General features: G+C 71.6%; 14 protein-coding genes. 9 read left to right on the forward strand and 5 right to left on the reverse strand.

Annotated elements, in window-relative coordinates:
- Positions 1 to 4 precede the first annotated feature (4 nt).
- The 6 genes from ABT304_RS06525 (at position 5) to ABT304_RS06550 (ending at position 6,377) form a co-directional block, all read left to right on the forward strand.
- The gene (locus tag ABT304_RS06525; protein ID WP_350713860.1) at positions 5 to 1,048 is read left to right on the forward strand and encodes a MerR family transcriptional regulator; all 1,044 of its coding nucleotides are present in this window, start codon (positions 5 to 7) and stop codon (positions 1,046 to 1,048) included.
- A 4-nt stretch (positions 1,049 to 1,052) separates the two neighbouring features.
- The gene (locus ABT304_RS06530; RefSeq protein ID WP_350713861.1) at positions 1,053 to 2,240 is read left to right on the forward strand and encodes an MFS transporter; all 1,188 of its coding nucleotides are present in this window, start codon (positions 1,053 to 1,055) and stop codon (positions 2,238 to 2,240) included.
- A 69-nt stretch (positions 2,241 to 2,309) separates the two neighbouring features.
- Positions 2,310 to 3,512 carry an oxygenase MpaB family protein gene (locus tag ABT304_RS06535; protein WP_350713862.1) on the forward strand — a complete coding sequence of 401 codons (1,203 nt, stop codon included), beginning with the start codon at positions 2,310 to 2,312 and terminating at the stop codon, positions 3,510 to 3,512.
- Positions 3,513 to 3,547: 35 nt separating this feature from the next.
- Positions 3,548 to 4,591, forward strand: coding sequence for a sensor histidine kinase (locus tag ABT304_RS06540; protein WP_350713863.1), 1,044 nt, complete (start codon positions 3,548 to 3,550; stop codon positions 4,589 to 4,591).
- Between the two features lie 80 nt (positions 4,592 to 4,671).
- Positions 4,672 to 5,115 (forward strand): RrF2 family transcriptional regulator, encoded by a 444-nt coding sequence (locus ABT304_RS06545; RefSeq protein ID WP_350713864.1) that lies wholly within the window; start codon positions 4,672 to 4,674, stop codon positions 5,113 to 5,115.
- A gap of 44 nt (positions 5,116 to 5,159) precedes the next feature.
- Complete coding sequence (locus ABT304_RS06550; protein WP_350713865.1) at positions 5,160 to 6,377, forward strand: globin domain-containing protein; 1,218 nt, start codon at positions 5,160 to 5,162, stop codon at positions 6,375 to 6,377.
- Positions 6,378 to 6,484: 107 nt separating this feature from the next.
- Here the strand turns inward: ABT304_RS06550 and ABT304_RS06555 are convergent, their stop codons facing one another.
- The 3 genes from ABT304_RS06555 to ABT304_RS06565 are packed head-to-tail and all read right to left on the reverse strand — an operon-like array spanning position 6,485 to position 10,419.
- Positions 6,485 to 8,584, reverse strand: coding sequence for an iron ABC transporter permease (locus ABT304_RS06555; protein WP_350713866.1), 2,100 nt, complete (start codon positions 8,582 to 8,584; stop codon positions 6,485 to 6,487).
- Complete coding sequence (locus ABT304_RS06560) at positions 8,581 to 9,594, reverse strand: iron-siderophore ABC transporter substrate-binding protein (RefSeq protein WP_350713867.1); 1,014 nt, start codon at positions 9,592 to 9,594, stop codon at positions 8,581 to 8,583. The genes ABT304_RS06555 and ABT304_RS06560 overlap by 4 nt, the downstream gene beginning before the upstream one ends.
- A 27-nt stretch (positions 9,595 to 9,621) precedes the next feature.
- The gene (locus tag ABT304_RS06565; protein WP_350713868.1) at positions 9,622 to 10,419 is read right to left on the reverse strand and encodes an ABC transporter ATP-binding protein; all 798 of its coding nucleotides are present in this window, start codon (positions 10,417 to 10,419) and stop codon (positions 9,622 to 9,624) included.
- A gap of 162 nt (positions 10,420 to 10,581) precedes the next feature.
- On the opposite strand from ABT304_RS06565, the gene pheS reads away from it, so the two are divergent.
- Together pheS and pheT are read left to right on the forward strand one after the other, a co-directional pair.
- Positions 10,582 to 11,703, forward strand: a complete 1,122-nt coding sequence (pheS, locus tag ABT304_RS06570; RefSeq protein WP_160023830.1) for a phenylalanine--tRNA ligase subunit alpha — start codon at positions 10,582 to 10,584, stop codon at positions 11,701 to 11,703.
- On the forward strand, positions 11,700 to 14,189 hold the full coding sequence (gene pheT / locus ABT304_RS06575) for a phenylalanine--tRNA ligase subunit beta (protein ID WP_350713869.1): 2,490 nt from the start codon (positions 11,700 to 11,702) through the stop codon (positions 14,187 to 14,189). The genes pheS and pheT overlap by 4 nt, the downstream gene beginning before the upstream one ends.
- Positions 14,190 to 14,246: 57 nt before the next feature.
- Here the strand turns inward: pheT and ABT304_RS06580 are convergent, their stop codons facing one another.
- Together ABT304_RS06580 and ABT304_RS06585 are read right to left on the reverse strand one after the other, a co-directional pair.
- Positions 14,247 to 16,451, reverse strand: a complete 2,205-nt coding sequence (locus ABT304_RS06580; RefSeq protein ID WP_350713870.1) for an acyltransferase family protein — start codon at positions 16,449 to 16,451, stop codon at positions 14,247 to 14,249.
- A 51-nt stretch (positions 16,452 to 16,502) separates the two neighbouring features.
- Complete coding sequence (locus tag ABT304_RS06585; protein ID WP_350713871.1) at positions 16,503 to 17,525, reverse strand: threonine aldolase family protein; 1,023 nt, start codon at positions 17,523 to 17,525, stop codon at positions 16,503 to 16,505.
- A 92-nt stretch (positions 17,526 to 17,617) separates the two neighbouring features.
- On the opposite strand from ABT304_RS06585, the gene ABT304_RS06590 reads away from it, so the two are divergent.
- Entirely contained in the window at positions 17,618 to 20,593 is a 2,976-nt protein-coding gene (locus tag ABT304_RS06590) for an ATP-binding protein (protein ID WP_350713872.1), read from the forward strand.
- Positions 20,594 to 20,598 lie beyond the last annotated feature (5 nt).

Genomic DNA, 20,598 nt, shown 5'->3' on the forward strand with positions numbered 1-20,598 from the left:
CGGCATGGACGAGCCACTGTTGACGATCGGGGCGTTCGCGCGGGCGGTAGGCCTGACCGCGAGCGCGCTGCGGCATTACGACGAGTGCGGTCTGCTGGTGCCGGCGGAGGTCGACTCCGGGACGGGCTACCGCTACTACACGCCCGAGCTCGCCGACCGGGCCCGGCTGATCGTGGGCATGCGGGAGGCCGGGGTGCCGATCGAGACGATGCGGGTGGTGCTCGACTCGCCGGCCGGCGAGGCCAGGGCCGCGCTGGCGGAGTTCCTCGAGGACCAGAGCGCGCGCACGGCGCGAGCCGAGGAGGCCGTACGCGGCGTGCTGGCCGCCGTCGACGCCGGGCCTGCCGCGAGGCCGGCGCTCGTCGAGCTGCCCGGTCCCGTGCTGGCCGCGGCGATCCGGCAGGTGCGGCACGCGGCGGAGTCCGATCCGGCCTCCGAGCTCGCCTCCGTCCTGATCGACGTCGGGGGCAACGGCGTGGACGTGGTGGCGACCAACCGCTACTGGATGGCGGTGCGGGAGCTTCCGGCGGCCGCCGAGGGCGACGGCGGCAGGGCGGTCCTGTCCCTGCCGGACGCGGCCGCACTGGCCGACCGGCTGGACGCGATCGCCGGCGCCGAGCTGCGTATCGCCGACGGCACCCTGACCCTCGCCGGGCAGGAGCTGGGCCGCGACACCACCTACCCGGCGCACCGGCTCGTGCTGGCCGGCCTGGAGCCGCCCGTCTCCCGCGCGGTGCTCGCCAAGGCCGACTTGCTCGCGGGTCTCGACGCGGCCGCGTACGCCGAGGTCGACCTCTTCCTCGGTGACCCGACGCGGCTCCGTTCGCCGCACACCGCCGAGCAGAGCGACGTACGCGGCGTGGTGACCGGCCCGCCGAGCCGGCTCCGGCTCGGCACGGCCCTGTTCGGCCGCGCCCTGGCGGCGTGTCTGGGGGACGAGATCCAGCTGGCGGTGACCGCGCCGGACCGGCCGGTGGTCGTGACCTCGCCCTACCAGCCCGGTTTCACCGCGCTGGTCATGCCCGTGCGACACGACTCCGCAGGCTGAGTCCGTGGGAGTGACCCAGGGCCGGGGGTTCCGCCCCTGGCTGGCGGCGTCGACCGCATCTGTCTTCGGCGACTCGGTGACCTTCTTCGCGCTCGGCTGGGCGGCGGCCGGCTTCGGCGCCGACGCGGCCAGCCTGGTGCTGACCATCGAAGGTATCCCGCTCGCGGTGCTGGTGCTCGCCGGGGGAGTGCTGGCCGACCGGATCGGGATCCGGCGGACGATGGCCGCCTGCGATGCCGCGATGGTGTTGGTCATGGCCGCGTTCGCGGTCGGCGCGATCGATGGTGCGGGACTGTGGATGCTGGTCGCGGTCGGTGCCCTCTCGGGTACCATCCAGGCCCTACGGCGACCCGCTGAGGGCGTCTTTCCGCGGCTGTTCGGGGCAGAGGACCTCGACCGGCGGATGGCGCTGGTCGGCTCGGCGCACCAGATCGCCCGCACCGCGGGACCCGCGGCCGGCGGCTTCCTGATCGGCCACGGGGGCCTGCCGCTGACCGCAGGCCTGGACGCGGCCACCTACGCGATCGTCCTCGTCGCGCTCCTCCTGGTCCGCCCGCCGCACGAGCCGGCTCCCGAGCCTGGCGAAGGCTCGGTCTGGCGCAGCCTGGCCGACGGTGCGAGGACGGCGGTGCGCACGCCCGGAGTCGTCCCGGTGCTGGTCGCCATCACCGGCCTGGCCGCGACGGTGCTCCCGCTGGTCATGCTCGCGCTGCCGCTCGCCGGCCGCGAACGTGGCTGGACGGCTGCCGAGACGGGTCTCGTCTCCGGCGCCTGGGTGGCCGGGGGACTGGTGATGACTCTCGCCGTTGCCCGCTACGGCGCGCCGCGCGCACCCGTCGCGGTCGCAGGCCCGGTGCTGGCGGCCGGGGGAGTGCTGCTGCTGGCGGTACGTACGGAGCTGTGGGCGGGGGTCGTCGCGATCGGCCTCGTCGGTGTCGGCACGGTGATGCTGACCAGCTACCTCCTCCCTGCCTACGTGGCTCGTACCCCGCCCGAGATGCTGGCAAGGTTCTCGAGCCTGACCCAGCTGGCCCAGACCGGCCCGGTCCTGCTCGCGACACCGCTGCTGGGTGTGGCAGCCGGGATCGACGTACGCCTGGCTCTTGCGATCATCGCCGCGCTGCTCCTGGCCACGGTGCCAGCCGCTGCCCGGGTCGCCCGGCTGCCTCTCCCGATACCCCAGAGGGTCTGATACACGAAAGGTAAATCTGTTTCACTCGGGATGCGGAGGTTCTCGCGGGGCGATCCGAAGGAGCACGGCATGACGAACGTGAGCAGACGACGACTGTTGGCCTCGGGCGGCGCGGCGGCGGCCGCGGGCGCGACCTTCCCGCTGTGGACGTGGTCGCCGAGCGCCTCGATCGCGGGCACCGGGGAGGGGCTGGATCCCGAGTACGTCTGGGACGTACGTGCCGACCCGGTCATCGAGCGTCTCTACGGCGAGGGCATCGACAAGGTCGCCGAGGTCAACGAGATCCTGAAGGGCTGGACCACCAACGACCAGCCCGTTCCCGACGGGCTGCCGGCCTATCTGGCCGACTTCATCGAGGAGGCGCGCCGCCTCCCGGCCTGGGCCGACCAGGGGAAGCTGCGGCTGGCCGGCACGTTCAACGAGGAGAGGTACGGCTTCTTCCTCGCGCTCCTCTACACCCTCGGCAGCGGCCTGATCAGCTGCGCCATCAAGCGCGAGGCGTGGTCGGTCTACTACTCCTACGGCGGCGCGAACATGCGCGACCGGATCGCCAAGACGACCGTGCTCGGCTACGACGTGATGGACGCCCAGGGCTGGACCGCCTCCGGCCGGCTGATGGTCGACTCGGTCAAGACCCGGATGGTCCACGCCGCCGTGCGCCACCTGCTGCCGCAGTCCCCGCACTGGCGAGGCGTCGGCGCCGGCCAGGAGATCCCGATCAGCCAGGCCGACATCCTGGTCACCTTCCACAGCCTCGGCACCTGGGTGATGAAGAAGTTCACCGAGTGGGACATCGCGCCGAGCAAGGAGCTCGCCGACGCCTTCCTGCACGCCTGGAACGTCGACCTCCATCTCCTCGGCGTGCAGGAGCAGTATCTGCCGAAGGACTGGGCCGCGGCGTACGCGCAGTACGACCAGGTCATGGGGCCCGCGACGGGCGGCACCCGGGAGGGTGTCGAGCTCGCCCAGGCGCTGCTCGACGCCGTGATCGGCGAGGGCAACCCTCTGCTGCGCCACGAGCTGGAGTCGCTGGGGCGCTACGTGATCGGCGATGCGTACGCCGACATGATCGCCTTCGACAACGACCCGGTGCTCGCGCCCGTCTGGGTGAGCGCTGTGCCGCTGCTGGTGACCTCCTACCAGAGCACGGTCCCCAACATCCCGCTCGTCTCCAACCTGCTCCCCGAGGCGGTGCACACCTTCATCAAGATCTACTTCTCGCCCGGCGACCCGGCGCCGATCACGCTGCCGCTGAGCAATCGGCCGGAGTAGCGGCCCTGGGCCGCCGGTCGGTCTAGGGTGGCGGCGTGGACGCCCGAGAACTCGCCGATGCCCTGCCCGACGGTGTCGTCGTCGCCGACGCGGATGGCGCGGTCGTCCTGGTCTCCGCCCTGGCCGGGCGGATGCTCGGCGTGGACCCGGTCTCGAGCCTGGGGAAGCCGCTGGGTGACGTACTCACGCTGAGCAACACCGAAGGGCAGACCTGGGCCGAGGCCAACCGGCCCTACGACACCCTGCGGACCGTCACCGGCACCCCGGAGCAGGCCTGGCTGCTGCCCGACGGCACCGAGGTGCTGGTCGTCTCGACGATCCGGCGCCCGTCCCTGGACGCCGACGTCGACCAGGTCTCGATCTCGCTGCGCTCGGGCCGGGGCCGCAAGCGCCTGGACCGGGAGCGGTCCGACCTGGTCGCCACCGTCGCCCACGAGCTGCGCTCGCCGCTGACCGGGGTCAAGGGGTTCGTCCAGGCGCTCCTGAACCGGTGGGACCGGCTCAACGACGATCAGAAGAAGCTGATGCTCAAGACGGTCGCCTCCGACTCCGACCGGCTCTCCCGGCTGATCGCCGAGCTCCTCGACGTGGCCCGGATCGACACCGGGCGGCTGCAGCTCTACCCGCGCGCCAGCGACGCGACGGTGCTGGTCACCCGGGTGGTCGAGTCGGTGCGCTCGGCGACCTCCCGGCCGATCGAGCTCGACATCTCCGCCGGTGAGGACGAGCTCGAGATCCACGCCGATCCGGACAAGTTCACCCAGGTCGTCACCAACCTCGTCGAGAACGCCGTACGCCACGGAGACGGCGTCGTCACCGTGAGCCTGGGTGTGCGGTCCGACGACCCCGACCAGGTCCTGCTGGTCGTCGAGGACGGTGGCGAGGGCATCCCCGTCGAGCTGCGGCAGCGCGTGTTCACCAAGTTCTGGAAGCACGGCGCCCGCGGTGGCTCGGGTCTCGGGCTCTACATCGTCGGCGGCCTCACCCGCGCCCACGGCGGCTCGGTCACGATCGCCGACGCCGATGGCGGCGGCGCCCGCATCGAGGTCGGCTGGCCCAGGACGGACTCGTCGGCCTGAGCGGCCCGAGTCTGACGCTGTGGCGTAGATCACGACCCCTTAAATAGGCATTTCAGATTCCGAATTAGTAGTCTGCTGATGTGCAGCTGACCCGGTTCACCGATCTGGCCCTGCGGATCGTGATGCGGCTCTCCGTCCTCGACGAGGGGGAGAGCTCCACCACGGTCGCTCTGGCCGAGCAGCTCCACGTACGTCCCACCCATGCCGCGAAGGTCGTCACCGCGCTCGGCCGCCTCGGCGTGGTCGAGACCAGGCGGGGGAGGACGGGCGGGCTGTCCCTGGCCGCGAGTGCCCGAGATACCTCCGTCGGCTGGATCGTCCGCGAGCTCGAGGGCCCCGGCGAGGTGGTCGAGTGCGACGGAGCCGAGCCCTGTCCGCTGCGTACGGACTGCCGGCTGCGGCGCGCTCTGCGGGAGGCGCAGGAGGCGTTCTACGCGACCCTCGACCCCCTCACCATCGGCGATGTCGCCGCGGCGCCGACGCGCACCCTACTGCTTTCGATCGGCTCGGGTCCGAGCGACTGATCCCATCCACCCACATCAACACGACGACGAAGGAGTCCCTCGTGATGTTGTCCCCTGCCTCTACCGAGGTCGTCCGTGCCACCCTGCCCGTCATCGGGGCGGCGATCGGCGAGATCACCCCGATCTTCTACCGCCGCATGTTCGCCGCCCACCCGGAGCTGGAGCGCGACCTGTTCAACCGTGGCAACCAGGCCCAGGGCGACCAGCAGCGTGCCCTCGCCGGCGCCATCGCGGCGTACGCCACCCTGCTGGTGGCCGAGGACGGCCCCGACCCGCGGGCGGTGCTCGCCCGGATCGCGCACAAGCACGCCTCGCTCGGGATCCGCGAGGAGCAGTACCCGATCGTCCACGAGCACCTCTTCGCCGCGATCGTCGAGGTGCTCGGCGAGGCGGTCACGCCGGAGATCGCGTCTGCCTGGGATGAGGTCTACTGGCACATGGCCGAGAGCCTGATCGCGATCGAGAACGAGCTCTACGCCGCCGCCGGCGTCACGCCCGAGACGGTGTTCCGCCGGCTGGTCGTGACGAGCCGGGTGCAGGAGTCGCCGGACACGGTCTCCTTCGTCTTGGCCGCGCCGGACGGCTCGGCGCTGCCGCCGGCGCGTCCCGGCCAGTACGTCTCAGTCGCCGTGCGCCTGCCGGACGGCGCGCGCCAGATCCGGCAGTACAGCCTCACCCGAGCGGCGCGGGCCAGTGCGTGGGGAATCTCCGTCAAGGCGATCCGGGGGCACCGCGAAGGCGACGCGATCGCACCTGCGGGCGAGGTCTCCACCTTCCTGCACGGCAACCTCTTCGAAGGCGATGAGATCGAGGTCTCCGCGCCGTTCGGCGAGCTCACCCTGCCCGAGCACGAGGCGCCGCTGGTGCTGATCTCGGCGGGCATCGGGATCACCCCGATGATCGGCTTCCTGCACCATCTGGTCCACACCGAGTCCGACCGGAATGTGCTGGTGCTGCACGCCGACCGCTCCCTGGCCAACCACGCACACCGGGTCGAGGCCACCGAGCTCGTCGAGTCGCTGCGCGGGGCCACGCAGCTTCGCTGGTACGAGGATCTCGGCGCCCGGGAGGCTGATGAGGTGCTCCGTGCCGGCCGGATCGACCTCGACGGTGTCGAGCTGCCGGCCGAGGCGGAGATCTACCTGTGCGGACCGGTGCCGTTCATGGCCGGCGTGCAGGCCGCGCTGCACCAGCGTGGTGTCACCGACGACCGGATCCACTACGAGGTCTTCGGTCCGGACGCGGGGCTCGCCTCGGCATGATGGATCTCCTCACCGCGACAGCCTGGCTGTTGCGGTGCTGCTCGCCCGGCTCGTCGGCGTAGGCTCCGCTCTGACCCGGCGCTTGGTGACGTGGCAGTTGCGCCGGGTCAGGGGCGGGAGCGGGCGAGCAGGAAGATGAAGTACGGCGCACCGATGAGCGCGACGACGAGACCCGCGGGGATCTGGGCGGGGCTGATCGCGGTGCGGCCGATGGCATCGGCGACCACGAGGAGCAGCGCCCCGACCAGGATGGCGACCGGGACGACCCGTGCGCTGCGCCCGCCGACGAGGGCGCGCGCGATGTGCGGCGCGACCAGGCCGACGAAGCCGACGACACCGACGGCGGAGACCGCCATCGCGGTGAGCACCGCGGCGGTCAGCAGGATCAGCAGGCGCACCCGTTCCGAGGAGACGCCGACCAGCCGGGGCGTGTCGTCGTCCAGCGTGAGCAGGTCGAGCTCGCGACGTACGACGAAGGCGATCGGGATCGCGACGGCCAGCGCCATCGCGACCGGGACGACCTGCTCCCAGCTGCGACCGTAGGTCGAGCCGGACAGCCAGGTGTAGATCCGCGGCGTGTCCCACGGGTTGGAGCGCACCAGCAGGAAGGTGCTGAGCGAGACCGACCCGTACCAGACGCCGATGCCGATGAGCACCAGCCGGTCGGTGTCGATCCCGCCTCGCCAGGCCAGGCCGTAGACGACTCCGAAGGCGACGAGCGCTCCGACGGTCGCGGCGATGAGCATGGTGGTCGTCGAGGCCGCGGCCGAGCTGCCACCGCTCCAGCCCGAGGAGAGGCCGGTCACCACGATGACGGCGCCCACGCCGGCGCCGCCGGTGATGCCCAGGATCCCGGGCTCGGCCAGCGGGTTGCGGCAGGTGGCCTGGACGAACGTGCCGGCCAGAGCGAGCGCCCCACCGGCGAGTACGGCCGCGGCGACCCGGGGCGCACGCTCGTCGAGAGCGAACTGGACCAGCGGGATGCCCTCGCCCTGAAGCCAGGCGACGATGTCGCCGGTGTAGAGCCACTGATGCCCGGCGAGCAGGCCGACGACGGTGGCACCGACGGTCAGTGCGAGGAGCAGGACGAGCACCACCAGGAACCGGAGCCGGCTGCGGATGGTGACGGTGGCGCCGGGTGGCCGGCGGGTGGGACCGGAGTCGCGCCCGCCACGGGCGAGGATCACCATCACGACCGCACCGGCGATCGTCGTCGTCACGCCGGTGGGCACCGACATGGCCTCGTTCGCACCGAGCACCGCCCGGACGAGGACGTCCGCCACGACCACGACGAGAGCGCCCACCAGACCGGCGGCCGGGATCAGGACGGCGTGCCGGTTCAGCGCCGGGACGAGCCGGCCGAGCAGGCGGACCAGGACCGGGGCACAGAGCCCGACGAAGCCGATCGGCCCCGCCAGCGTCACCGACGCCGAGGTGAGCAGCACCGCGAGCACGGTCCCGATCGCCCGCGTCGAGCGGACCGGTACGCCGAGGACGGAGGCGGCGTCGTCGCCTGCCGAGAGCAGGTCGAGCCGGCGGGCGAGCAGCAGGCCGCAGACTGTGGCCACCACGACCACCGGTGCCACCTGCCAGAACGCCTGCAGCCCGAGCTGGCTCAGCGATCCGCTGCCCCAGGCGAACAGGCTCGTGGTCTCCTCGGAGTAGAGGATGAGCAGCGTCGAGGTAGCGGCCTGGAGCGCGAGCGCCACCGCCGAGCCGGCCAGGATGAGCCGGGTCGTCGAGGTGCCCGCGCCGCCGGCGAGGGCGAGGACGATCCCGGCGGCCACGAGGCCGCCGAGGAAGGCCGTGATGCCGGAGGCCCACAGCGGGACCGACAGGCCGAACGCGGCGACCAGGGTGACCGCGAAGTAGGCGCCGCCGGTCACCGCCAGGGTGTCGGGGGCAGCCATCGCGTTGCGCGCGAGCGACTGCAGGAGCGCCCCGGCGACGCCGAGGGCGAACCCGACGGCGATCCCCGCCGCGAGGCGGGGGATCCGCGACCCGGTGATGATCTCCATCGTCGACGCGGTCGCGCCGTGCGACTGCTCACGCCCGAGCAGAGCGTCGAGGAAGTCGGCGGGGCCGACGCCCGAGGTGCCCTGGGTGAGATGCCAGGACGCGGTCAGCAGCAGCCCGGCGAGCAGGCACAGGAGGACGACAGAGGCGCCTCCGGCACCCGCTCGCGGGGCCTTGAGGGCATCGGTCACTTGAGCAGGTCGACGTACGCGTCCAGGACCTGCTCGGCCGAGCGGGGTCCGCCGAAGGTCCAGATGCCCTCGGGGAAGGCGTGGGTGCGGCCCTCGCTGACGGCCGGGATCGACTTCCAGACCTTGTTCTTGGCCAGCTCGGCGTTGATGTCGCCCGCGGGGTCGACGGTGCCGGTGTGGAAGAAGGTGGCGTCGCCGAGGGTGGTCATGCCCTCGATGTCGGTCTGCCCGAGGCCGTACGCCGGGTCGACCTCGCCGGTCCAGGCGTTCTTCAGCCCGATCTCCTCGCCGAGCTCACCGATCAGCGAGCCCTGGCCGAACGGGCGGATCGCCACGTTGGCGCCGTCGATCCAGCCGTCGAAGTAGACGAACTCGGTGCCCGCGGCGTCGGCCTCCGCGACCGCCTTCTTCGAGGCGGCGAGCTTGTCCTCGAACTCGCCGACGACCTTCTCCGCCTGCTCCTCGCGGCCGGTCGCCTCGGCGATCATCTCGAAGGTGGTCACCATGTTGGCGACGGGATCCTTGGCGTCCGCGCCCTTGGTGGCGAGGACGGGGACGTCGTACTTGGCGAGCTGCTTGAGGATCTCGTCCTCGGCGGTGTAGGCCTCGACGACGATCAGGTCGGGGTTGGTGCCGAACAGGGTCTCCAGGTTCGGCTCGCCCCGGGTGCCGACGTCGGTCGTGCCTTCGTCGAGCTTCTCCGCGGAGTCCCAGGTGTTGTAGCCCTTGCCGTCGGCGACCGCGACCGGGTCCACGCACAGGCTGAGGAGATCCTCGGTCTGCTGCCACTCCAGGACCGCGACCCGCTCGGCGGGCTTGTCGAGCTCGATCTTGTTGCCGAAGGAGTCGGTGAGGCTGACCGGGCCGCTGGAGGTCGCGACGCCCTCGCAGCCGGCAGAGGCCTTCTTCTCGGGCTCACCGGACTCGGCGGCGGTCGTCGTCTGTCCGCAGGCGGCCAGCATCAGGGCGCCGGCCGCTGTCAGGGCAGCAGTGGTCGTACGTCGAAACATCGTCTTTCCTCTTCGTGTCCGCCGGCGTCAGAGCCGGGCGTGATGCCTGCCGCGTGGCTCGACCCGGACGCGCCCGGACTCCAGATCGGAGGTCACCTCGATCGGGAGCCCGTACACCTCAGAGAGGTGTTCGGCGGTGAGCACGTCAGCGGGTTCGCCGGCGGCGTGCACATCGCCGTGGTGCAGCAGTACGACCTGGTCCGCCACTGCGGCGGTCTGGTTCAGGTCGTGCAGGACGACGCCGATGGCCGTCCCGTGGTGGTCCGCGAGATCGCGGACCAGGTCAAGGATCTCGACCTGGTAGCGCAGGTCGAGATGGTTGGTGGGCTCGTCGAGGAGCAGCACGCCGGTGTCCTGGGCCAGGCAGCTGGCCAGCCAGACGCGCTGCAGCTCGCCACCAGAGAGCTGGTCGACGGCCCGCTCCGCCATCGCGGCGGTCCCGGTGAGCTCCATCGCCCGGTCGATGCTCGCCAGGTCCTCCTCCGTCAGGGCGGCGAACCGCCGGCGGTGGGGATGGCGCCCGAATCCGACGACGTCGCGCACGGTCAGGCCGGAGGGGTGCGGGCGTGACTGGGAGAGCAGCGTGACCTTGCGGGCGAACGCGCGGGCGTTCAGCGGCGCGCTGTCGGCCCCCTCGAGCTGGACCGACCCGGAGGTCACCCGATGCAGCCTGGCCAGGGAGCGCAGCACGGTCGACTTTCCCGAGCCGTTCGGCCCGATCAAGGCGGTCACTCGCCCCGACTCGAGACCGATCGAGACGCCATGGACCACGGTCGCGCGGGCATAGCCGAGGACGAGGTCATGACCGGAAAGGGCGGGAGGCATGAGGTGAGGCTAGCCTAACTAATTCCAGGGCTGTCCAGAGGGGCCCATCATTCGGTCGGCTAAATCTGGTCCGGCGACACCCTTCACCGGCTACCGGTTCGCGTCACGGGCCGCCCGATTCCTAGACTGTCGCTCACACACTCGATGCGACGAAAGCCAGTGATGTCCGGTCCCAACACCGACTATGACCCGGTAGAGGTCACCCCCTTGAAGGCTGAGGAGGTCGAGGCCGCGCGCGACGCCGCGCTGAAGGCCATCGACGCCGCGACCAGTCTCGAGGAGCTCAAGCAGGCACGGCTCGATCACGCCGGCGACCGTTCGCCGCTGGCCCTGGCCAACCGCGAGATCGGCGCGCTGCCGCCGGCGGCGCGCAAGGATGCCGGCCAGCGCGTCGGCAAGGCGCGTGGCGCGGTCAACCAGGCGCTCGCGGCGCGGCAGAAGGTGCTCGAGGCCGAGCACGAGGCGCGGATGCTGGTCGAGGAGACCGTCGACGTGACGCTCCCGACCGACCGGCTCCCGGCTGGTGGGCGGCACCCGCTCACGACCGGCGCCGAGTACATCGCCGACATCTTCGTGGCGATGGGCTGGGAGGTCGCCGAGGGTCCGCTCATCGAGGCCGAGTGGCTCAACTTCGACGCCCTCAACCTGGGCCCGGACCACCCGGCCCGCACCATGCAGGACACGTTCTGGACCGAGCCGGCCGAGAACCACGTCGTTCTCCGGACCCACACCAGCCCGGTCCAGGCGCGCACCATGCTGACCCGCGAGGCGCCGATCTACGTGGTCTGCCCGGGACGCGTCTTCCGCACCGACGAGTACGACGCGACCCACTCGCCGATGTTCCACCAGGTCGAGGGCCTCGCCATCGACGAGGGCATCTCGATGGCGAACCTGAAGGGCACCCTGGACCACTTCGCCACCCAGATGTTCGGCGAGGGCATCGTGACCCGGTTCCGGCCGTCGTACTTCCCCTTCACCGAGCCCTCGGCGGAGGTCGACCTGACCTGCTTCGTCTGCCGTGGCGCTCAGGTCGTGGACGCCGGCGACGGTCAGCTCGTCACCTGCCGCACCTGCAAGGGCGAGGGCTGGATCGAGTGGGGCGGCTGCGGGATCGTGAACCCGCGCGTGCTGGTCGCGTGCGGTGTCGACCCGGAGAAGTACAGCGGCTTCGCGTTCGGCATGGGCATCGACCGCACCCTGATGTTCCGCACCGGCCTGTCCGACCTGCGCACCCTCTTCGAGGGTGACGTCCGGCTTACTACTGCATTCGGGAGTGAACTGTGAAGGCCCCCCTCTCCTGGATCAAGGAGTACGTCGACCTGCCGGAGGGTCTCGGTATCGAGGAGATCACCGACCGGCTGACCGCGCTCGGCCTCAAGCTCGAGGCGATCGAGACCTCCGGCGCCGGCATCGAGGGGCCGCTCGTGGTCGGCCAGGTGCTGACCCAGGTGCCCGAGCCGCAGAAGAACGGCAAGACGATCAACTGGTGCACCGTCGACGTGGGCGAAGCCAACGGCACCGGTGAGCCGCAGGGGATCGTCTGCGGAGCGCACAACTTCAAGCCGGGCGACAAGGTCGTCGTGATCCTGCCCGGTGGCGTGCTGCCGGGGAACTTCCAGATCTCAGCCCGGAAGACCTACGGCCACATCTCGGCCGGAATGATCTGTTCCGCGCGCGAGCTCGGGCTGGGGGAGGAGGCCGACGGCATCATCGTGCTGCCGGCCGACGCTCCCGCGCCCGGCACCGACGCCCGCGAGGTGCTCGGGCTCGGCGAGGAGATCATCGAGTTCGAGATCAACCCGGACCGTGCCTACGCCCTGTCGATGCGCGGCATCGCCCGGGACGCGGCGCTCGGCTTCGACGTACCGTTCCACGACCCGGCGCAGATCGACTACCCCGTCGCCGACGGTTCGGGCTACCCGGTCCGGCTCGAGGATGACGGCTGCGACTTCTTCGTCACCCGCGTGATCACCGGGTTCGACCCGGCCGCGCCGACGCCTGAGTTCATCAAGAAGCGGCTCGAGGCCACCGGCGTACGCTCGATCTCGCTGGCCGTCGACGTCTCCAACTACGTGATGATGGAGCTCGGCCAGCCGACGCACTGCTACGACCGGGCCAAGCTGTCCGGCGACATCGTGGTGCGGCGGGCGAGCGAGGGCGAGAAGATCACCACGCTCGACGACGTGGTCCGGGTGCTCTCCGACGAGGACCTGCTGATCACCGACGACTCCGGTCCGATCGGCATCGCCGGCGTCATGGGCGGGGCATCCACGGAGATCTCGGCGTCGACCACGGACATCGTGGTCGAGGCCGCGCACTTCGACCCGACCACCGTGTTCCGCTCCCAGAAGCGTCACAAGCTCGGTTCGGAGGCCTCCAAGCGCTTCGAGCGTGGCGTCGACCCGCTGCTGCCGCCCGCTGCGGCCCAGCGCGTCGTCGAGCTGCTCGTCGAGCACGGTGGCGGCCAGGCCGTCGGTGTCTCCGAGGTCGGGCCGGCGGCCTCGCCCGAGACGCGCGAGCCGTTCCGGACCATCACGATCCCGGTCGACCTGCCGGCCAGGATCATCGGGCTCGACATCGACGAGGCGACGGTGGTGAAGTCGCTCGAGCTGATCGGCGCGCGAGTCGCCGTGTCGGGTGACTCGCTGCGCGCAACCATCCCGAGCTACCGGGTCGACCTCACCGACCCCTACGACCTCGTCGAGGAGGTCGCCCGCATCGTCGGCTACGACAAGGTCCCCTCGGTGCTGCCGCGCCGGGCGACCGGTGGCGGCCTGACCCGCGCGCAGCAGCTGCGCCGCCGGATCGGGCGTGCCCTGGCCGGTGCCGGGCTGGTCGAGGTGGTCGACTTCCCGTTCGTGGGCGAGGCCGACTTCGATCGCCTCGGGCTGCCCGCCGACGACGTGCTGCGGCACACCGTCAAGCTGGCCAACCCGCTCAGCAGCGAGGAGCCCGGCTACACCACGACACTGCTCCCGGGCCTGCTCAAGGTCGCCGCCCGCAACGTCTCCCGAGGTCAGGACGGGGTCTCCCTCTTCGAGACCGCGACCGTCGCCTTCCCGGTGGACCAGGCCGCGCCGATCTACGGCGTCGACCGGCGTCCGACCGAGGAGGAGCTCGAGAAGCTGCTCGCCGCGATCCCGCGCCAGCCGCTGCATCTCGCCGTCGTGCTCGCCGGGGAGCGTACGCGGGGCGGCTGGTGGGGTGCCGCCGAGGCCGCGTCGTGGGCTGACGCCATCGACGTCGTACGCCGCCTGGGCACCGAGCTCGGAGTCCCTGTCGAGGTCGCCTCGGCCTCGCGGGCGCCGTGGCACCCGGGTCGCTGCGCGGTCGTCTCCGTCGACGGTGTCGAGTTCGGCCACGCCGGCGAGCTGCACCCCAACGTGTGCAAGGCGTTCGGGCTGCCGGCCCGTTCGGCAGCGGTCGAGATCGACCTCGACTTCCTGATCTCGAAGGTGCCCGCCACCGCTGCCGGCCCGGTCTTCTCGACCATGCCGGTCGCGAAGGAGGACGTCGCGCTGACGGTGTCCACCGACGTCACCGTGGCCGCCGTCGAGGCGGCGCTGCGCGAGGGCGCCGGCCCGCTGCTGGAGACCGTGCGGCTCTTCGACGTCTACGAGGGCGACCAGGTCGGCGAGGGCAAGAAGTCGCTCGCCTTCGCGCTGCGCTTCCGCGCTCCCGACCGCACGCTGAAGGCCGAGGAGACCGCGGTGGCCCGGGATGCGGCGGTGGCGAAGGCGGCCGAGCTCACCGGCGCCGTCCAGCGCTGAGGATCGACTGAACGAGGAGGGCCGCTCGCGCATCGTCGCGAGCGGCCCTCCTCGTCGCTATCCGTGGGCGCGGAGACCCATGCGGCGGGCCAGCGGCTCGGCGAGCTGCGGTGCGTACTGGCGTGACATGTGGGTGCCGTCGTAGTGGGTGATGGTGTCACCGACGACAGCGGGGCAGGAGCCGTCCCAGCAGAAGTAGGAGCTCATGTCGGCCACGTCGACACCGACCTCCTCGGCAGCCCGGACCTGGACGTCGATCGACCGCTCCCGCGACTCGACCGCGCCCATCAAGCAGTCGCCCAGCGTGGCGCCGGGCCGGGACAGGCACGTGCCGGCATTGGTGTCGAAGCCCTGGATGTCCCGGATCAGCACCGTACGCTTCGTGTGCCTGTCCACCCGGCGCAGGAAGTCGGCGTAGGCAGGGTGCATCAGCTCGTCGATCTTGCGGCTCTCGCCGACCCAATCGCCGTCCTCGTCGTAGACGCCCTGGATCGGCGGGGCGGTGGAGACCACGGTCAGGTCGGCGTCGAGGCGCTTGTACTGCTTGAAGGCCCAGCGGTTGAAGTCGTCGCACTCGGTGTAGGGATCCTTCTCGCCGCCACGGTCGGTGGTGATGGAGGCGGAGACGCAGCGGTTCTTGACCAGGAAGTAGACCCGGTAGCCGTGCTCCTTCGCTATCTGGTTCAGCGTCGGGACCCAGTGCAGGGCGTGGGAGTTCCCGAAGACCACCATCGTCCGGTCGCCGTCGGGGTCGCCGTCGACGCACAGATCGCGCTCGGAGTCGTCGGTGTAGTCGCACCGGGTGCGCCCCGGCTTGAGCGAGTCGAGCTCGGTGAGGGCCGGGCGCAGCTCGGTCGGGATCGGGGTGTCGTCACGCGCCGCGAGCACCGAGGCCCGCACCAGCGCCTCCTGCTCGTCCAGCGACGGCGGGGCGGCGGGTGCGCTGGCCAGCGTGATCGCCGGCTGGAAGGAGCCACGGGTGGCCTCGTAGTCGGCATAGGCGGTGCCGCCGAACGCGGTGGCCGCCACGAGCGCGATGCTGACCGGGTAGAAGGTCAGCGCGCGCCGGGTCGGCCGCCAGAGCGCGCGTTCACGGAACGGCGCCTCGACGAGCCTGAACGAGGCGTACGCCAGCACGAACGCGGCCGCGACTGCGGCTCCACGCTCGGGCCAGGTGAGGTCGCGCTGCAGGACGATCTCCGGCATCACCAGAAGCGGCCAGTGCCACAGGTAGAGCGAGAAGGACCAGTCGCCGATCGCCCGCATCGGCGCGAGCGACAGCATCCGGGCGCCGAGGGTGGTGTCACCCGCGGGCGTGGCGCCGGCCAGGATGACCGCCGCAGAGCCGAGCACCGGGAGCGCGGCGTGGTAGCCGGGGAACGGGGTGGACTCGTCGTAGGCCAGACAGGCCCAGAGGATCGCGGCGAGGCCGCCGAGAACCAGGACCTCCCGGACCAGAGGAGTGCCGCCCAGGCGTTGTATCACCCGGCCGCTGGTGACCAGGATCGCCAGGGCGGCTCCGATCCCGAGCTCCCAGGCTCGGGTGAGCGAGGAGAAGTAGGCCGCGGTCGCCTCGCCCGGCGTGTGGACGAGCGACCAGACGAAGCTCGCGACGGTGATCAGCGCGATCGCGGCGAGCAGGAAGCGGCGAGCCCGTGCCGAGGCCTGCTGGACGTCACGCTCGCCGCCGCCCCGGGAGGCGCCGATCCTGCTCGCCAGGACGATGCAGATCAGCGCGACGAGCGGCCAGACGAGGTAGAACTGCTCCTCGACCGCAAGCGACCAGAAGTGCTGGACCGCAGAGGGCGGCAGCTCGGCCTGGAAGTAGTCGGTCCCGGCGACCGCCATCCGGATGTTGGCGGCGAACGCCGAGGCCCAGACCGCGTCGACGGCGAGCGGGGCGACCTGCGCCGGACCCAGGAGCACCACCGCGGCGACCACGGTGGCCGCGAGCGTGAAGGTGGCGGCCGGGAGGATGCGCCGGGCCCGGCGCGCGTAGAAGTGTCTCAGCGATATCCGGCCGGTGCGGCCGAGCTCACCGACGAGCTGCTGGGTGATCAGGAAGCCCGAGATGACGAAGAAGACGTCGACGCCGACGAATCCGCCGGCGAACCAGGAGACCCCCGCGTGGGCAGCGAGGACGGTGAGGATGGCGACGGCGCGTAGCCCCTGGACGTCGCCGCGTAGCTGCTTTGCGGGGGCTTTGGCGGGAGTCGTGGGGGCGGCTGGGGCGGGGGAGGGGACCGAGATGTCAGAAGACATAGACAGAAGAGGCTAGCAATTCTCCTCGAGCACGGATGGCCCCCGCGGGTATCAGGCGCTGCCCAGGACCTCCAGGACGTTGCGGATGTCCTCGCTCGTCGTCTGCCACGACGTCACGAACCGGACCTGGCCGCCGAGCCGGTGGAAGAGCACCCCGGCTGCCTCCAGGCGGTCGGCCGTCTCCTCGGGGAGATCCATCCAGGCGAGGTTGGCGTCGACGGGGTTGGTGATGCGTACGCCTGCCGTCCGAAGGCCGGCGGCGAGCTCCGCCATCCGCTCGTTGGCGTTGCGGGCGTTGTGGAGCCAGAGGTCGTCGGTGAGGTAGGCCAGCAGCTGGGCCGACTGGTAGCGCATCTTCGAGGTGACGTGGCCGCTGCGCTTGGTGCGGTAGACCAGCTCGTCGGCGGTGGCGTCGGTGAAGCAGACGATCGCCTCGGCCGAGAGGGCACCGTTCTTCGTCGCGCCCAGCGAGAGTACGTCGACCCCGGCTCGCCAGGTGAGGTCGGCCGGGGCCGCGCCGGTGGCCACGACGGCGTTCGCGAAGCGGGCGCCGTCCAGGTGCACCCGAAGGTCGCGGGTCTTGGCGATCGCGGTGAGCTCGGCGACCTCCTCCGCGGAGTAGACCGAGCCGTAGTCGGACGGTGAGGTGATCTCGAGGACGGCTGGCTGGGAGTGGTGCGGGTCGCCCCAACGTACGCCGTCCAGGTGGGCCTGCAGCGGCTCCGGCGCCATCTTGTAGTCCTCGCCGGCGATGCCGGTCATCACCGCGCCGCCGCTGAGGAAGGAGGTCGCGCCGCCCTCGGAGCTCAGGATGTGCGCGGTCTCGTGGCAGACCACCGCGCCCCACGGCGGGGTCATGGCGGACAGGGAGAGGGCGTTGGCGGCGGTGCCGCTCAGCACTGGGAAGACGCGCGCCGTCGGGTGCTCGAAGACCTCGCGCACGCGGGCTTCGAGCGCGGCGGTGACCTCGTCACCTCCGTAGGCGAGCGCGGAGCCGGAGTTGACGGCGGCCATCGCCTCCAGGATCGCGGGGGAGACGGAGGCGGCGTTGTCAGAGCGCAGTTCGACGGTCACGGTTCTATTCTCGTCATGACGGTTCCACTCGTCCGCGGAAGGTCCGATAATCCCGTACGTACGCGATATATCGCTATGACAGAATGGCGGCTGTGACGACGCTGAGTGTGCTGGACGAGGTCACCTGGGCAGGCGCGCCGGTGGCCGGCGAGCGGACCCGGGCGCTGCTGCGCGCGCTGGTCGAGGCCGGTCCGCGAGGTGCCTCCGAGGCTGCTCTGGTCGAGGAGGTCTGGGGGCGTGACGACGTCCCGGCGCATCCCTCGAAGGCGCTCCAGGTGGTCGTCTCCCGGGCCCGGACGGCGACCGCGTCCAGCGCCATCGAACGTACGCCGCGCGGCTACCGCCTCAACCTCCCGGCCGGTGAGGTCGACGCCTGGTCGCTGCGTCCGGAGGCGCTGAGGCTGGCCGCCGAGAAGAGGTACGCCGAGGCACTCCCGCTCCTCGAACGGCTCGTCGGGCTCGACCCCGACGAGGAGGTCATCGAGGCGGTGCTGCGGGCGGTCGCCGCGGTGCATGGTGTGCCGGCGGCGCTGGAGCGCTTCGAGACGTACCGGACCGGGCTGGCCGACGGACTCGGCGTAGACCCGAGCCCACGGCTGCGGGCCGTCCATGCCGAGCTGCTCGCGCGCGACCGCCCGGTGCGCTCGGGGCTGCGTCACGATGCCGACGTGCTGATCGGCCGCGAGCAGGACGCCGCCGAGGTCTCCGCCCTGCTGAAGGGATCGCGGGTCGTCACGGTCCTCGGGCCTGGCGGCCTGGGGAAGACCAGCCTGGCCCAGGTGATCGCCCACGGCGCCGAGCAGCCGGTGGTCCACTTCGTCGAGCTGGTCGGCGTGACTGCTCCCGAGGACGTGGTCAGCGAGGTCGGCTCGGCGCTCGGCGTACGCGACTCGGTCGCCCACCGTGACCGGCTCACTCCCGATCAGCGGGCCGACGTACGCTCACGGATCGCGCAGCAGCTCGACGGCGTGCCGACCCTGCTCGTCCTCGACAACTGCGAGCACATTGTGGCCGCCGTCGCCGACCTGGTCGCCTTCCTGGTCGCGACGGTGCGCGACCTGACCGTCCTCACCACCTCGCGGAGTCCGCTCGCCATCGGCGCGGAGCGGGTCTACCCGCTCGGCCGGCTGGGGACGTACGACGGCAGCGAGCTGTTCCGGCGCCGTGCGGTCGCCGCGCGGCCCGGGGTCCACCTCGACGAGGTCCGGGTCGACGAGATCGTCACCCGGCTCGACGGCCTGCCGCTGGCGATCGAGCTGGCCGCGGTCAAGGTGCGCGCGATGTCGGTCGATGACATCGCGCGTCGGCTGGAGAACCGGTTCGAGCTGCTGCGGGGTGGCGACCGTAGCGCTCCCGACCGTCACCAGACCCTGGTCGCGGTCATCGACTGGTCCTGGAATCTTCTGTCCGAACGTGACCGGAAGGCGATGCGCTGGCTCTCGGTCTTCCACGACGGGTTCACCCTCGCGGCGGCGGAGGCGATGCTCGGCGCCGACACGTTCGCCGCGATCGAGGAGCTCGTCGACCAGTCGCTGCTGACCGTCGTCGACGCACAGCTGGGGTCCCGCTACCGGATGCTCGAGACCGTCCGCGAGTTCGGCCGGATGCAGCTGATCGACGCCGGCGAGGAGACCGCGGCCCGAGCGGCTCAGCGCGCGTGGGCACGGGACTACGCCGACGCGAGCGCCGGCCGGATCTACTCCCCGGAGCAGTTCGACGCCATGGACGAGCTGCGCGCCGAGGAGAGCAACCTCGCCGACATCCTGCGCCAGGTCCTGGCCGACGACGAGGCCGAGTCGGTGATCCGTCTCTTCTGTGCGATGGGTGTCTTCTGGACCATCGCGGGCGAGCACCAGCGGGTGATCATGCTGGGCGGACCGGTCGCCGATCTGCTCCTCGAGTGGGAGCCGCCTCCCGAGCTGCTGGAGAAGACCCGGCTCGTCCTGGCCCTGTTGCTCTTCGGCGCTGCCGTCACCGGCGGCTCCGGGCTCGAGCGGCTGATGACGATCCTGGACCGGGTCGGCGCCGAGGCCGCGGACCCACAGCTCAGGGTGATGCTGAAGGTCATGCGGGCGATGGCGGGAAGCGTCGCCAGAACCGGAGCCGGCCGGCCGCTGGAGGACGAGCTGGCCCACCTGGTCGATGACCCCGACCAGGACGTACGCGCTCGTGCCTACACCTTCCTCAGCCACGAGCGGGAGAACCTCGGCGACCCCGAGGGTGCGGTCGCCGCGGGGAGGGAGGCGCTGCGCCTGACCGGCACCGACGGCGGCCTCTGGCCACAGGCGATGCTGCACGCCCAGCTCAGTGGCCTCTATGCCCAGCTCGGCCGTCTGGGCGAGGCGGCCGAGCACGCCCGCGAGGCCGTCCCGGTCCTGCGCCGTCTCGGTGCCGACGACGACCTCGTCCAGACCCGCGCCATCCTGGTGACGTACGCCGTGGAGCAGGGCCGTCTCGAGGAGGCCGCCGAGATCCTCGCCCAGCTCGCCGACGAGCAGCCGCACGGCGGCTTCGGCTCCCGGGGCGCCGTCCACGGCGCCCGCGCCCAGCTCCTCCTCGCCCAGGGGCGGATCGGCGAGGGGCTGGCGCTGTTCCGCGAGGTGGTGGCGACGATGGGCGAGATGCCGTTCCCGGGATTCACCGACGACGCCGACCTGGTGCCGTGGCGCGTGGCGGCCGAGGCGGTCACCGTGGTCGCCTGTGCCCGCCACGGTGAGGGCGCGGAGGGCTCCGACCTCTTCGAGGCCCTGATGGGCAAGGCGCCGCGACTGGTCTCCGAGGAGCGCCGAGCCCAGGACTATCCCGTCACCGGGATGGTGCTGCTCGCGCTCGGGCTCTGGGGCCTGCTGCGGGACGCGCTGCCGCGCGAGGAGTCGGTGCGGCTGGTCGTGCTGGCCGACAGGTTCGGCTACTCCCGATCGTTCCTGGACATGCGCTGGGAGCGTGCGGTCGCCGACGCGAACCGGCTCGCGCCGGGCGTACTGGATCGGGTCTGCGAGGAGTACGGCGAACGCCGCGGGCTCGCCCTGCTGGACGAGGCCCGCGGCGTCATCGCGCGCCTGGCTTGAGACCT

It is taken from the genome of Nocardioides sp. NPDC000445, assembly GCF_040300245.1.
In the GTDB taxonomy this organism is placed as follows: Bacteria; Actinomycetota; Actinomycetes; order Propionibacteriales; family Nocardioidaceae; genus Nocardioides.